Here is a 13,704-nt window from a genome sequence, read left to right on the forward strand (position 1 = left end):
AAATTCTTTGATCGCTGCGTCCGCGGACCATGGTCCTCGCGCTTTTTCTCCGCTCGCGGGAACATATTGACACGATCGAGGTTGGTGAAGGTTGTGGAATAAGGGTGCGGGAGAATGGCATGCCGAGCTACCAGGTCGAGGAGATTTTCGCCGGAAAGGTGATTGTCTCGCACAAGATCGTCGCGCCAACGCCCTTCCGAGCTGCAAAGCTCGCTACCAATCGGGACGTTACCCTGCGAAATTCCGAGGTTCGATGGATACGGGTGTTTGAAGAAGACAGGCGGCACCGGGCGTATGAATACACCGTCATCGAGAGACCGCAGTTCGTATCGCGCGCTGGGCCATCATAAGCTCGCCATCGGCATCGCGTTTAGGGCCAGCTTTCTCGGAGGGGCCATGCCGTGGCTCCATCTCCGCATTCGATAGTGAAACACCGCTCGTTCGGTCGGCAGTAAACCGCTTGGGCGATGCTCGTCGGACCCGCATCCGTTTTCAATAGCAGTTACACTGACAACGGCGCCGAACCGCTTAGTTTCCGTCATTCGAACGGACGAGGACAAGTCCAGGGGCCGTCCCTAGCTTTGATGGTCGACTGACGCATTCCTCGCAAAGACAGCGGGCCATGAAAGACTATCCAAGTTCCAGCCATGTTGGGCAGCTGGTAGACCGCAGCTTTTGGGGAGTGGCTAAATGAAGCCGCACCTGGTCTGCGTCGGTGGCGAGGATCACGCGCTGCGAGTTCCATTCCTCACGGAGGTGCGTGAGAGGGGCTTCCAGATCACTGCCGTTTCGACCTGCGACGGCGCCTCGTTCCTAGGACATGGGATAGCGCACCGGCGCTATGGCTTCGACCGCTTTAGCAATGGCAGCGGGAAAGTGGGCACGATCAGGGCGTTGCGTAAATTGATGGCCGAGTTGCGCCCCGACATCGTGCAGAGCTTTGACACCAAGCCCAATCTCTTGACCCCACTCGCGGCGCGAGGACAGGTGCCGGTTGTTCGTACCATCAACGGATTGGGCTGGACGTTCTCCTCGCATGCGCCGCGCGCGCTGATGCTTCGGCCGATTTTCTGCGGCCTGCAGTGGATGGCGTCGTTCTGGACGGCGGCGACAGTGTTCCAAAACCACGACGATCAGTCGTTCTTCGAACGGTATCGGCTGCTCGCACACGGCGAAAAGCGTATCATCGCCGGCTCCGGCATCGACGTTGGCGCATTCGCGGCTGCGAGGCATCTTGGCCCGCCGGCCGCGACGGTGCGCCAGGAACTTGGGCTTCAATCGGTTGAAGTCGTGATGTTTGTCGGCCGGTTGACTCGTCAGAAGGGAATCCCGACGCTCCTCAAGTCCGTACCAAAGGTTCTCGCCAAACGGCCGAATGCACGCTTCGTGCTGGTTGGGCCCTGGCAATCCGAAGGGCCCTTCGCCGTCGACGAATCGGAAATTCGACAGCTTGGTTCCGACGTGATCGTGTTGGGAAAACGCCGGGACGTTCCCGCCCTTCTGGGCATCGCTGACGTGTTCGCCTTTCCAACCGAATACCGCGAGGGCGTTCCGCGCGTCCTCCTGGAGGCCGGGCTTGCGGGGCTACCCATCGTTGCTTCAAGGATGCCCGGCTGCACCGATGTCGTCCAGGATGGCTGGAATGGCTATCTCGTCACGCCGCGCGACCCGGACGCACTGGCTGGTCGCATCATCGACCTGCTCTCGAATCGCAAGCGCGCCGTGACCATGGGCGGCCGTTCCGTCGACCTCGTCAAGGAGCGTTTCGCTCTTCCCGGAGTGGTCGACCAATATTGCGATCTCTACAGGGGCGTACTTGCGGCTCAGCCCAGAAGCGGTGTTGCGCATGCAATCTCGGCGGACGGAGTCGCAAAGCGCCGATTGAGCGAGGCGCGCCGATGATAAGGGATGCATTGCTTGGCGCGGGCGTCGCCTTGTCCTTCGCGTCGCAAATATCCGTGCCTGGTTTGCCATTCGGCTTCGGCGAACTTTTTCTCGCCCTTTGGATCATGCTGTCGGTCGGCCGGACATTGGCGGGCGGCCGGATCGAAGCGACGCCGGCCTTTCTGCAATTGGCGAAGTTCTGGTTGCTTTTGTCGCTCACTTTGGCTGTCGGCACCGTTGTCGGCTACTTCACCTCGGTGCTCTATCTGACAGGGCTATTCCACGACACGATGGCCTATGTGCTGCTGGCGAGTGTCACCTGCCTTGCCGCATTGCAGCCAGACGCTGCGTTGCGCCTGCGTCGCAGCGCTTGGTGGGTGATCGCCATCGCTACTGGCGCCTTCATTGTGCAGCTTGGGCTCGCATGGGGTTGGATCCACCAGTCCGGGGTCGAGCCATGGTATTGGGATCGCTTGCGCGGCTGGTCCGAGAATCCCAACCAGCTCGCCCTCTATTGCGCGGTCTTCGGTCCGCTGGCGCTGCACCTTGCGGTGACCACAAACAAGCGATGGGCCCAGTTCCTCGCGCTCTCCAGCCTTATCCCGATCTTTTATGTCGGACGGCTGACCAAAAGCGACACCTATCTCTACACGACCATCCTGAGCTGCCTCGTTTTCCTTGGTCTGCGGCTGAGGGCGTGGTTCGCATCCGGCGCCGGCGCGGCCAGCCTTTCCCGGCAGATTGTGCTTCTGCTGATCGTCGGCGCCGTTCCGTTGGCGATCGCGGCCGCACCCTATGCGATCGCCGAGGAGAGCAGCGTGGCGCAGTTCGCCAAGAGCCTCACCAAAGACGGAGGCGGGGAAGCGACTGCGGAGACTTTTGACCTACGGGTCTTTCTGTGGGGTGAGGCGATCGAGAAGGGACTGGAGTCCTGGTCGCTTGGTCTTGGTCCGGGCCCGCACCTTGAACGTCCGCCGGTCGCGGACAGGCAGTTTCTGGAACGGCCTTTCGAAGCCCACAACACAATTCTCGATCTCTACCTTCAGGGCGGTCTGGTGGCGGTCTTGGCCTTGGCGTGGATTGTCGCATCGGCCGCCATGTCCGCCTGGCGCAGCCGGTTCGACGCGCTGTCGGTGCTTCTTGCTTCGGTGGTCGTCTTCAGCATGCCACATCTGACCATCCGCCATCCGGTCGTGTGGTTCGTGCTGACGTTCTGCCTTGTTGCGGGGATGCGTCCCGAGGCCCGGCTGCGGCCCCAGCATGTAAGGGTGGCGTGATGTGTGGGATTGCTGGAATTCTGATCCCGCCGGGGCAAATGGACCCGCACTTACTTGAGGTGATCGGGCCGATGACAAGATCGCTTCGGTACCGCGGACCGGACGGCGAGGGGCTCTGGATGGATCGTGACGCCGGCATTGCATTGGGCCACCGGCGGCTTGCCATCGTCGACCTGTCAAGTGCCGGGCGCCAGCCAATGCGCTCCGCCAGCGGGCGGTACGTAATCACCTTCAACGGCGAGATCTATAATTTCCGCGACTTGCGGCGCGAACTCGAAGGCGCTGGTCAGCAATTCCGTGGCACAGGCGACACCGAGGTCCTGTTGTGCGCCATCGAGGTGTGGGGCCTTGAGACGGCCCTGCGGCGCTGCGCGGGGATGTTTGCCTTCGCGTTGTGGGATCTGAAAACCAGGACCCTTCACCTGGCCCGCGACCGAATGGGCAAGAAGCCGCTTTACGTCGGGTTCGCGGGCGGTGCCCTGGTCTTTGCGTCAGAGCTGAAGGCAATCAGGTGCTTTCCACTCTTCTCCTCCGAGCTCGATCTCGATGCCGCCGGATCCATGTTGTCGAAAGGATGGGTTCCGGATCAGGCTTGCATCTGGCGCGACGCGTTCAAGCTGCCTCCGGGTTCGGTGCTTTCGGTCAAATCTTCGGACAAGGCGAAAGCGGGCAGTGCGGTTTCACTTGCCCAGCGTGTCGATCACTGGTGGTCGCTGGCCGAAGTCGCCAAGAGGGGCCGTGCTGAACCGGCCGTCGGCAGCGACGAGGACTTGACCGATGAACTCGACGAGCTGCTTCGGCTCGCAATTCGCGAGCGGATGATCGCCGATGTGCCTCTGGGCAGCTTTCTGTCCGGCGGGATCGATAGTTCCACCGTCGTGGCTCTGATGCAGGCGCAATCCAGAAGCCCGGTGCGTACTTTCACCATCGCGTTCGCGGAGGGGGGATTTGACGAAAGCGGCTATGCAGCTGACGTGGCAAAACATCTCGGCACCGAGCATACGGAGCTTCGCCTTTCGCCGGAGGCGGCACGCCGTGTCATTCCCGAGCTGCCCCGGATATGGGACGAGCCATTCGCCGACGAGTCGCAGATACCGACGCTGCTGGTGGCGCGGCTCGCTCGCCAGCATGTGACGGTTGCTCTGTCAGGCGATGGCGGTGACGAGTGCTTCGCCGGCTATGGCCGCCATTTCATGGCGGATCGGCTGAAGCGGCAGCAAAGCCTTCCCTTGGCAGTGCGGCGCACGATGGCCACGGGTCTGGATTTGCTGGCCCGTGCAGCACGCGAGGATATCCTGGGCAGGCTGCCCCTTGCCGCGAATGTCCGCCACATGCTGCGCCCCGATCGGCTCAATCGTTTCGCCGGCTTGCTCGGCGCAAGGCATGAAGACGAATTGTATGAGCGGCTGGTAACGTCACCGACCGCAAACCTCTCGCGCCATTTTCACCGCGCCTCGGTCGCCGAAGCGCCGAGGCTCGACGGACTGCTGTCGCGCGTTCTCTACGACGACATGGCCGGCTATTTGCCCGGCGACATACTGGTGAAGTTGGACCGGGCGACCATGGCCAACGGGCTCGAGGGCAGGTGTCCCTTGCTCGACCACCGGGTCGTCGAGTTCGCCTGGCGCCTGCCGTCGGATGCGAAAGTGCGCAACGGCAAAGGAAAATGGATCCTTCGCAATCTGCTGCGCCGTTATCTTCCGGACCGGCTGATCGACCGGCCGAAGCAGGGTTTCGACGTTCCGGTCGGCGCATGGCTGAGAGGTCCACTGCGCAGCTGGGCGACCGATCTTCTCGCAGAAATCCGGCATGATGGCGACGAGGTGCTGGACGCCGCCAAAGTGGACGCTTGCTGGCGCGATCACCTGCGGGGGCAGGACCGCTCACGCGAATTGTGGCCAGCGTTGATGTTTCAGGCTTGGCGCAACGAGGCCACACAAGCGCCGCGCGTGATCCCATCGCGCGAACTCGACATGGCAGGAGTATGAAAATGGCAAGTTCCGCCGTCAGCCGGATGAAGCTTCCGCGAGCCGTTCCCCAGCATGCCCCAACGGTTGTCGAACACAGGGATCGCATACGGCCGCCGCGCGAATACCATCCGTCAACGCCCGCACACGACTTGGTGGCAGTCCTGGCAAGAAGAAAATGGCTGATCCTTGCCTTTGCGGTCGTCGGTGGAATCCTTGCGGCACTTGCAGGTCTCGCCCGGCCCGTAATGTTCGAGGCGACTAGCCAATTGATAATCGATCCGCCGTCACGCAGCTCGCTTGCTCCCGGTGGATCCTCCGCGCAGGACCTGATCGATGCCAGTATCGACGATCACATCACCATGCTGTCGTCGCAAGGCCATATGCGTCGTGTCGCGACGGCTCTGCATGATATGGAGGCGGGGGTGCCAGGGCAGGGCGTACCCAAAACCGAAACGCCGGGGCCAGGTCCAGGTCCGGCGACAAGGTCACGTGCTGCCGGGATCATCGAGCGACTTTGGCCGCAGAGCGCGCAAGCGGCGATCGATCCTGACCTGAAGCTGCTGAGGAATAGGATAAGGATTGGGCAGGAATTGCGTTCGAGGGTGATCTCGGTCGCTTTCGCGGACGAAGATCCGGTACGGGCGGCCATGGTGGCCAATACATTCTCCCAGGTTTATATCGACCAGCTCGCGAAAAAGCGGCAGGCCGAGGATGAGTTGGAACTCAAGGTAGTGACCGCCAGTCTCCCGGCTGTGCAAAGCGATCTCGTTGCGGCTACCGATCGGCTGGAGAAATACAGGTTGAGCCATGGGGCCGTCGATCAGGGCGCGGCCGACAATACAGCCAGGGAAAGGGCGGATCTCAGCCAGCAGATATCGATGTCCAAGGCCGATCTCGCGGCAATGGAAGCACGCCTCCAGCATATTCAAGATCTTCCCAAACAGGGCGCGGCAGTCGCCTCGTTGGCCGAAGCCATGGGCATGCCGGACCTGGCCGACCTCGCGGCTCGCCAGGCCAAGGCGCCGGCGGACAAGGATTTGAGCGCGAGGATCGACAACGAGATCCAGCAGGGCCTGGCGAGTATCGAGACGCAGGTGAGCACGTATCGGGCCCAGGTCAAGGCCCTGGAAGATCGCAAGAATGTTCTCGATGTCGTCGTGGCCGACACCGCCAACCGGCTTTCCGGCTTGCGCGCGCTCGAACCGCAGGTCAACCTGCTGACCCAAAGATACAATGAGCTCCTGGGCCGGCAGCAGGAACTGACGCGGCGCATCGGCGCTCCTTCGGCAGGCGTGTCGATCCTTTCTCCGGCATGGCCTCCGGCCAAGCCGCAAACCCTGCCGCCGGTTTTCCTGGTGCCGCCTGGGATGATCGCTTTCGCCATACTCGGCGCAGCCTTTGTGCTGTTCCGCAACAGATTCAATCGCACCCTGCGCGGCGAGGCGGAGACCGAAGCAGCGCTCAGGGTCCCCTGCATCGGTCTTATTCCTGAACCCGCCAAGATCGCCCTGAAACAGTTGCGGGAGTTGGTTCTGGATCAACCCAAATCAGCCTACAGTCGCGCCGTCACGTCGCTTTTGGTTACGGCGGCGCCAAGTCAAGCCAGGGCACGTTCCCCACATACCATCCTGGTCACGTCCAGCCTGCGCGATGACGGTGCGAATGAGCTGGCCTGGAGCTTGGCGCTGGCCGCTACACGACTGGGCGGCCCGGTTCTTCTGATCGACCTCGAGCGCACGCATCATCCGCTCACGCAAGAATTTGTTCGTCAGGGCGGCGGGCCGAAGGCTCACCGTTCATTCGGCGACTTTATCCGCAATCGCTGTAGTCTTGAGGATGCCGTTATGAGCGTACCTGGCTCCGGCGTCGACCTGATGACCGTTGCGCCGGCCGACGATCTGCTTGAGCTTCTTGCGCGCGCAGACAGCCTCGAATGCAGGGATGAGCTGCAGGCTGAATACAGCCTCGTCATCATCAACGGGCCGTCCGGCCTTGTCGGGCCGGAAGCGAGCCTCCTGACGAGCTGGGCGGGCGCGATCCTTCTCGCCATTCGTTGGAACAGGACGCCGCGCGATATCGCTCGCGGCGTTTTGGAGCTGCTTCAGAGGGACCGCCAACACTCAATTCCGATAGGAAGCGTCCTTACCAGGGTCAATCTGAAACGACACGCCAGGTATCGGTTCGGTGACAGCGGGGATTTGTTGCTTGCGCGGATACCGTGAGTCCGGCCGCGCTATGTCGAGTGTTGAGCCGTGATCGTCGAGCTCTTCGGTCCGCCAGGTTCGGGCAAGACGACCTTAGCGCACGTTCTTGCCAGGCGGTTGCGCGAAGACGGATACCGTGCCGAGGTTGTGCGCAGCTACCGGCCAGCGATCAGATCCGGAACACTTGATCTGGGCGTCCTTCTGTTCGTGTCGAGGATCGTCTCGGCGATCGTTTCCACGGCGAAGGTCATTTTTTCCCGACGGAGCGGCGGGTCAATTCTATCGAAATCCCTGCTGATGCTCAGAGCGATGCCGCCGAAAAAGCCGATCTGGCGTGCCCGGATCTGGCAGGAAATACTGAAGCTGTCGCATGCTTGGGATCGAGCCAAGCTGGCCACTGACATTCTCATCTTCGATGAGGGATATGTTCAGGCAGTCGGATCCTTGGCGTTGCTCAACGGGAATGCGGACAAAGCCGTTCTCGAAACGATGCTAGACGATGTGCCGGTTGCGGATATCACGATCAGAGTTCTGGCGCCGCGGGCGACGGTCGCGGCTCGTCTTCGCCAGCGTATGGAGCGTGAGCCCCCGGCAGAGCGGCTCTTCGAGGCCGATTTCGAAGTCAACATGCGTTCCCTCCGCGTTTTTGAGACCATAAGCGACATACTTGCCGTGTCAGGCCGAGACGTTGTTTGCGCGAAGACTTCGAGCCAACGTTCGACCATGAAAAGCACGCAAGCCGTCGAGCGGGCGATCATCGCCAGATACATTCTAGGCGCAACGGATGGCGAGCGGCGGCGGGTCGAGCAGCCGTCCGGAGCAGTAGCGCTCCGCGGGCCATAGGTCGCCATCTTATGGCCATCCAACCTGCTGGTCCAACTCGGGAAAACAGCTGATACGCTGAGAAGACGTTAGTCGCCAGCCGCTTGCCGCATCTGCCATCGACGTTTCATTTCCGCAACGGATCGAATCGGCATTTGGATGTTCGCCATCATTCAGGTGAATGATGGCGCGATCCGACAGCCCCCATACGCTCCTTTTCCAGTCGTTAGCCATTTCTCGGAATCGCGAACCAATGTCCTACAGCGACTTTCTGAGATCTAGGGAGGGGCGAATAACAGCAAGCCCGATCGGCAAGATCGTCCGCACGGCGGGCGGCGTTTCGGCGATGGCGATTGCAGGGCAACTCACCCTGGTCGCCACCATTCCTATATTGGCCCGCCTCTACTCCCCCGCCGACTTCGGCGTCTTCACGATCTATCTCTCAACGGTCAACATACTCGGCGCAGTCGCGGCGTTGCGCTTCGAGCCCTCGCTCTACGGGGTCAAGGAAACCGAGCAGACCTACGTCACCGTAAAGCTCATCGTGCTGGCGATCTTGACGACCGGCGTCCTGGCCTTCGCGGCCGGGCAGATGCTTTTGAGCTTTGCGCCGGCCCAGCTCAGACACCTTTTCTGGCTCGTTCCAATCGGCATGAGCGGCGCCGCGCTCGTCGAAACGATGAATTGCTGGGCTTTGCGTGCCGGCCTGCTGCGCGATTTCGCTCTGGGTCGGCTGATCCTGCCGGCCACGATGGCGCTCCTGCAATTGGTCTTTGGCCTGGCCCATCTCGGGGGTGAAGCGATGGTGCATGCGCATGTTCTTAGCCAGTTCATTTTTCTCGTCTTTCTGGGCTTTCGGATTCTGAGTTGGGACGACGTGCGCGGCATCTATCGAGCGCCGTGGAGAAGTGCCTTGGACAAGGCAGCCAGGGAATACAAGTTCCCGTTGTTCGACATCCCCGCCACCCTCGGCAGCTATGCAATCAACAACCTTCCGGCAATTCTCGTGGGTTCGTTGTTCGGCGCAGCTTTCGCCGGTTACCTAGGCGTCGCGACACGGCTGGTGACAGGGCCTATAGTGCTGATAGCCACTCCGCTGAGCAACGTGTTCGTCGCCGAGGCGAACAGGAGCAGCGATCGTGCGCATATGCTCGGCGTCGCGCGTGGCCTCCTCCTCCTTGTCACGGGCCTCACGGCGTTGCCGATACTGGCGCTTGGGCTGGCTGCTCCGTACCTTGTCGTCCCACTCCTGGGCGAGGCCTGGCTCCCGACGGCGCAAATCATGACTGCCTTGGCATTCATGGGCGCCATGCAGGCCTTGTCGACACCGCTCAGTGAGGTTCCTGCCTTGTTGCGGCGGCAAGAGGTGCGGCTGGTCGTCGACGCGGCGCGGATGGTGCTTGTCTTTGGTCCGCTGCTCGCCGGCGCCAAGGCTGGGTGGGAAGCTATCGACGTCATCTATCTCATGGCTATTGGCGGAATGGTCGGGTTTGCCATCAAGACCGCAGCCTCACTGTACCTTCTGAAACGGGACACCGAGCCGGCACAGGCAACATCGTCGGGTCCTTATTCGATCGCGAGGAAACAGCACGATGAAGCTCCTGTCGAGTAGTGACGCGCATCCTGAAAAAGCTGTGCCCTCGCTAGAGCGGGCAGTCGCCGGCAAAAGCGAGACAAATCCGTCGGCACTTGGCCCCGTGGCCAATCTCGCTCATGCCCCCGACGCGTCATCCGCGCGCCCATTCATTTCCGTTGCCGTTCCGACGTTTCGCCGGCCGGACACCATCAGGCGCACCATCGACAGCATCATGGGGCAGGACTTTTCCAACTGGGAGCTTGTCATCAGCGACGACGAAGGACCCAACGGATCGAGTTGGCCCATCTTGGAAGGTTACGCGCGACGCGACCCGCGCATCCGGATCGTCGAAAACCGCAGGGGCCGGGGGCAAGTGGAGAACACCAACAACGCCATGCTTGCCTGCACAGGCAAGTGGATCAAATTGCTGCATGACGACGATTGGCTGGCCCCGGGAGCTCTGAAGAGATTCGCCGAGATCTCGGTGAAATATCCCTCGGCAGCGTTCATGACCTGCGCGGCGCATGTTGTCGAGGAAAACCGGATAGTGATGCGGTCGGACCCGCCGGAGCAGAACCGGGTCTCGCTCTATTCGAGCCAGCAGTGCCTGACGGACCTCTACCTGGTACGAGTGACCAGGAGCCTTGGCATCATTCCCTCTACGCTGCTGATCAGCGCCGCCGTGATCCACGCCGGATGCCAGATGCGCGCACACAAATCCATCCCGGCGGGTGTCGATCAATTGTTCTTTGTCGATCTGGCCCGTTACGGCGAGATGGTGGCAATCAACGAAGGGCTGATCTTCTATGATGCGACACATCATCCGAGCATAACGACCTCGAAGAGCTACGAGGACGTGGATGAGGTCACCCTTGCCGTCAAACAGCTCAATTGGCATCTGATCGAGGATAGGAGGGGCCTCCCGAAACCGGAGCCGCTTTTGCGTGCGCTGCGAGTCGCTCGCATCCCGGCGAGGTTCCGACATCAGTCCTGGCGCACGACAATGCGAGACGCCGTGCAGATCCTTCGGCCATCCGTTATGAAGATCGCGAACCAGTATGCCCTGGAATACCTATTCAGGATCCGACCGAAACTCGGCGCACTGCAGACCCGTAAACGCTGATAATATGCTCCTTGGGTGCTAAGCCCTGTGCGAGGAATTGCGTTGGGATCCACGGGCCAGGTCGATACCGCGACCCTACCTCACCTGGCTGATGCCGTAGGAACAAGGCAGGGCAGTCATTTGCGCGGACGAAATGAGCGGTTTCGGTCTCGAATGCATCCCCACAAAAGGAACGGAGCCGTTCGCGCATCCGTGAAACGCTCGCAGATGTGGAGCAAGGGGGCGCTCTTGGAAAGCCCAGGCGCGTTATATAATCGGAAGGTTGTGGTTCTAGGGCAGCACCGAGATGCGCCCCAGAAGAGCGACCAATTCCGCCTGGCGCCTTGTCTCTGTCTTGGCAAAGAGCGAGGCGAGCTGGGTGCGGATTGTGGTTCGGCTGAGCCGGCTGCGCTCCGCAATTTCCAAAGGGGCATCGCCACTCGCCAAGCGCAACGCCAACTGCGTTTCGGCGCCGGTCAATCCAAACATTTTCCGCAGGGTCTCCGGATTGGGCCCCGTTCTCGGCTGGCGATCGAGAAGCGCGACAATGACCGACCCATCGGGGGTGACAACGCCTTCTTCAGTCATGATAACCGGCCGGTCGCCAGCATTGCGGATGACGATCCAGGACAACGATCCGGCAGCAAAATGAGCCGGCACGCCAGCTATCAGGATTCTTAGCGCCGCAGATAGATCGCCGGGCGAATCCAGGGAATCCGCACAGGCCTTGAGGATGGTTTCGGCGGCCGCATTCCATTCGAGCACTCTCTTTGCCTCACCCAGCACAAGCCACCCGCAGCCAATGCGCTCGAGCATGCCAGTTATGGAATTAAGGCACGGCCGCACGCATGTGCCAGCTGTGGTCGGCCTGATGGTTTTGCGAGAGGCGCTTCGCGCGAAGGTGGTCGTTGTTCTGCTGCCGGCATCGGCCGCTACCATGCCAACCATTGCGATCGGCCTCGTGCCATTCCGTCCGCTGATCAGGTTCATGGATCATCCGTCCTCGTTCTCTGCCTCTGCCATCCGTGCCAGAGACTGGGTTCTGGTTTTCCATAAGGCCTTGATTTTTGGCGATCTGGAAGCAGGCAGACGTACTAGGTGTCCGGGTGACGGTCTAACCTCGACGAGCTAAGCCGAAAGTTGTAGTTAGGTTGGACGGGTTGCCGAGGAGGTACAATCCTGTCGCGAACTCATCTGGCGTCGACGGTTGTGCTGGTTGCTACGCTGCTCTTCGAGGCAAGCGTTTACCTGTCGGGTGCCATAGACCCAGCTTTCCTCGAATTCATTCCGGCGATAGTTGTCATCGCCTTCCTGGAAAACCGCCGGATCGCAGTCGGATCAACGCTCCTGATGGCGGCTGTCGGCTTGGGTGCCCGGATGAAGGGCCAGCCTCTCGCTGATGACTGGGTCCGCGCAATCCTGCTGGTGGTTGCCGGAGGCGTGATAACCTTTCTTTTCGATCGCTCCAGGCAGAGCTTAAGGGCCGCACTGGATGTTAAACTCGCTGCCGTCGAAGCCGCAGAGTCACGTTACCGCCGCGCGTTTGAACGAGCTGCGCTGGGCTTTGCGACTGCGAACGACGGAGGAGAATTGCTATGGCTGAACAAACGGCTCAGTGCCTTGCTCGGCTACCTCGAGGACGATCTTGTTGGGCGGCCCCTACACGAGCTTGTCCATCAAGATGATCGAGCGCTGCTCAAGAATTCGCTCGCCGCATTGACATTTGAAGCCCCGTGGTTCGGCTCCGAAATGCGCCTGATCAAGCGGGACGGCGGCACGCTTTGGGCCTGGGTGACGCTTTCTCTTTCTGCGTCGGACATGGCGCCGTCGGACAGCCTGTTTGTGGTCGTAGATGACATAACCGAGCGAAGAGCTGCGCGTGAAGCGCTCAAGGCGCAAAACGAATGGCTCGACCTCGCATTGTCCGCCGGCCGGTTGGGCACCTGGCGCATAGACTATGGCCAGGATGTCATCTCGGGCTCACCTCAGTTTTGGGAGATTCTCGGATTGTCCCCGATGGCGTTCCGCCCACTTTCCGATCTGTCTTCGATCGTCCATCCGTCGGATTGGGATAAGCTCGCGCCGCCGCCAGGAACGAACCGGCGGGGGGGCAATTATGACGTCGAGATTCGTGTCAAGCGACCCGATGGTCAAGTCCGTTGGGTCGCCCTGCGGGGACGCGAGGAAAACCGTGATGGCCGAGACCAGCGCATCGGCCTCGCCGCGGATTTGACCGAGCGACGTCAAACGACGCTGCTGCGCGCGGCGGTAAGAAAGCAAGAAAACCTGAGGCTTGAACTCCGCCATAGGTTCAGCAACCTGTTCCCAGTGATCACCGGGATTGTGAAGATGCAGGATGCGCCGGAAGGCAACATCGTGAAATTCAAAGAGACCCTCGTCGAGCGAATTCGCGCGCTCGAGGCGACGCACATGCTGCTGACGCGTAGCGCGGATCTGTCATCCACCATTCGCGATCTGGTCGTTCAGGAACTCAAGCCCTTTTCGGAAGACGGCAAGACGGCAATCACCGGCCCTGACATCAAGATTTCAGGCGGAGCTGCGGAGAGTTTTGCAATGATCATCCATGAACTCACCACCAATTCGATCAAGCATGGCGTGCTCGGTGGTACTCAGGGCAAGATTGAGGCACGTTGGGCTTTGATCTCAGGCGGGACAGGCGATGACATTGTCTTTGAATGGATAGAAACGGGCCGCCGACGTAGCGCTCCGATCAGGCGCCAAGGTTTCGGATCGATGGTTCTTGGCGTGGACGGAACGCCCCTTGTCGGCCATTCCTCGCAGTTCGAAGTTACGGAGGATGGGTTTCGATATTCGCTTCGGCTGTCGCCAAAGGAGATACAAGCCTAGC

At 60.9% G+C, this 13,704-nt stretch carries 10 protein-coding genes; 9 read left to right on the plus strand and 1 reads right to left on the minus strand.

The features are described from left to right. Positions 1–119 precede the first annotated feature (119 nt). The 8 genes from EN852_RS25635 (at position 120) to EN852_RS25670 (ending at position 10,856) form a co-directional block, all read left to right on the plus strand. The gene (locus EN852_RS25635; RefSeq protein ID WP_127878021.1) at positions 120–350 is read left to right on the plus strand and encodes a hypothetical protein; all 231 of its coding nucleotides are present in this window, start codon (positions 120–122) and stop codon (positions 348–350) included. Between the two features lie 340 nt (positions 351–690). Continuing rightward, a complete protein-coding gene (locus EN852_RS25640; protein ID WP_127878023.1) occupies positions 691–1,902 on the plus strand; it encodes a glycosyltransferase family 4 protein in 1,212 nt (403 codons plus the stop codon). Between the two features lie 56 nt (positions 1,903–1,958). Beyond that, entirely contained in the window at positions 1,959–3,161 is a 1,203-nt protein-coding gene (locus tag EN852_RS25645) for a polymerase (RefSeq protein ID WP_246694394.1), read from the plus strand. After that, positions 3,161–5,149, plus strand: a complete 1,989-nt coding sequence (gene asnB, locus EN852_RS25650; RefSeq protein WP_127878027.1) for an asparagine synthase (glutamine-hydrolyzing) — start codon at positions 3,161–3,163, stop codon at positions 5,147–5,149. The genes EN852_RS25645 and asnB overlap by 1 nt, the downstream gene beginning before the upstream one ends. 2 nt (positions 5,150–5,151) lie before the next feature. Next, the gene (locus EN852_RS25655) at positions 5,152–7,353 is read left to right on the plus strand and encodes an exopolysaccharide transport family protein (protein ID WP_127878029.1); all 2,202 of its coding nucleotides are present in this window, start codon (positions 5,152–5,154) and stop codon (positions 7,351–7,353) included. 30 nt (positions 7,354–7,383) lie between these two features. Next, the gene (locus tag EN852_RS25660) at positions 7,384–8,178 is read left to right on the plus strand and encodes an AAA family ATPase (protein ID WP_127878031.1); all 795 of its coding nucleotides are present in this window, start codon (positions 7,384–7,386) and stop codon (positions 8,176–8,178) included. Positions 8,179–8,410: 232 nt separating this feature from the next. Continuing rightward, positions 8,411–9,769, plus strand: coding sequence for a lipopolysaccharide biosynthesis protein (locus tag EN852_RS25665; protein ID WP_127878033.1), 1,359 nt, complete (start codon positions 8,411–8,413; stop codon positions 9,767–9,769). Further along, a complete protein-coding gene (locus EN852_RS25670) occupies positions 9,750–10,856 on the plus strand; it encodes a glycosyltransferase family 2 protein (RefSeq protein ID WP_127878035.1) in 1,107 nt (368 codons plus the stop codon). Before EN852_RS25665 ends, EN852_RS25670 begins: the two co-directional genes overlap by 20 nt. 270 nt (positions 10,857–11,126) lie before the next feature. Here the strand turns inward: EN852_RS25670 and EN852_RS25675 are convergent, their stop codons facing one another. Beyond that, positions 11,127–11,825, minus strand: a complete 699-nt coding sequence (locus EN852_RS25675; protein WP_189546168.1) for a helix-turn-helix transcriptional regulator — start codon at positions 11,823–11,825, stop codon at positions 11,127–11,129. 219 nt (positions 11,826–12,044) lie between these two features. Between EN852_RS25675 and EN852_RS25680 the strand changes: the two genes are divergently transcribed. Continuing rightward, complete coding sequence (locus EN852_RS25680; protein ID WP_246694395.1) at positions 12,045–13,703, plus strand: PAS domain S-box protein; 1,659 nt, start codon at positions 12,045–12,047, stop codon at positions 13,701–13,703. The last annotated feature ends 1 nt before the right edge of the window (position 13,704 follow it).

Origin of the sequence: Mesorhizobium sp. M2E.F.Ca.ET.209.01.1.1, from assembly GCF_004010375.2 — a bacterium.
GTDB lineage: Bacteria > Pseudomonadota > Alphaproteobacteria > Rhizobiales > Rhizobiaceae > Mesorhizobium.

What these genes read in the sequence shown, in the direction of transcription:
- EN852_RS25635 (WP_127878021.1), top strand. Translation starts at nt 120, where the DNA reads ATGCCGAGCTACCAGGTCGAGGAGATTTTCGCCGGAAAGGTGATTGTC.
- EN852_RS25640 (WP_127878023.1), top strand. Translation starts at nt 691, where the DNA reads ATGAAGCCGCACCTGGTCTGCGTCGGTGGCGAGGATCACGCGCTGCGA.
- asnB (WP_127878027.1), top strand. Translation starts at nt 3,161, where the DNA reads ATGTGTGGGATTGCTGGAATTCTGATCCCGCCGGGGCAAATGGACCCG.
- EN852_RS25655 (WP_127878029.1), top strand. Translation starts at nt 5,152, where the DNA reads ATGGCAAGTTCCGCCGTCAGCCGGATGAAGCTTCCGCGAGCCGTTCCC.
- EN852_RS25665 (WP_127878033.1), top strand. Translation starts at nt 8,411, where the DNA reads ATGTCCTACAGCGACTTTCTGAGATCTAGGGAGGGGCGAATAACAGCA.
- EN852_RS25670 (WP_127878035.1), top strand. Translation starts at nt 9,750, where the DNA reads ATGAAGCTCCTGTCGAGTAGTGACGCGCATCCTGAAAAAGCTGTGCCC.
- EN852_RS25675 (WP_189546168.1), bottom strand. Translation starts at nt 11,825, where the DNA reads ATGAACCTGATCAGCGGACGGAATGGCACGAGGCCGATCGCAATGGTT.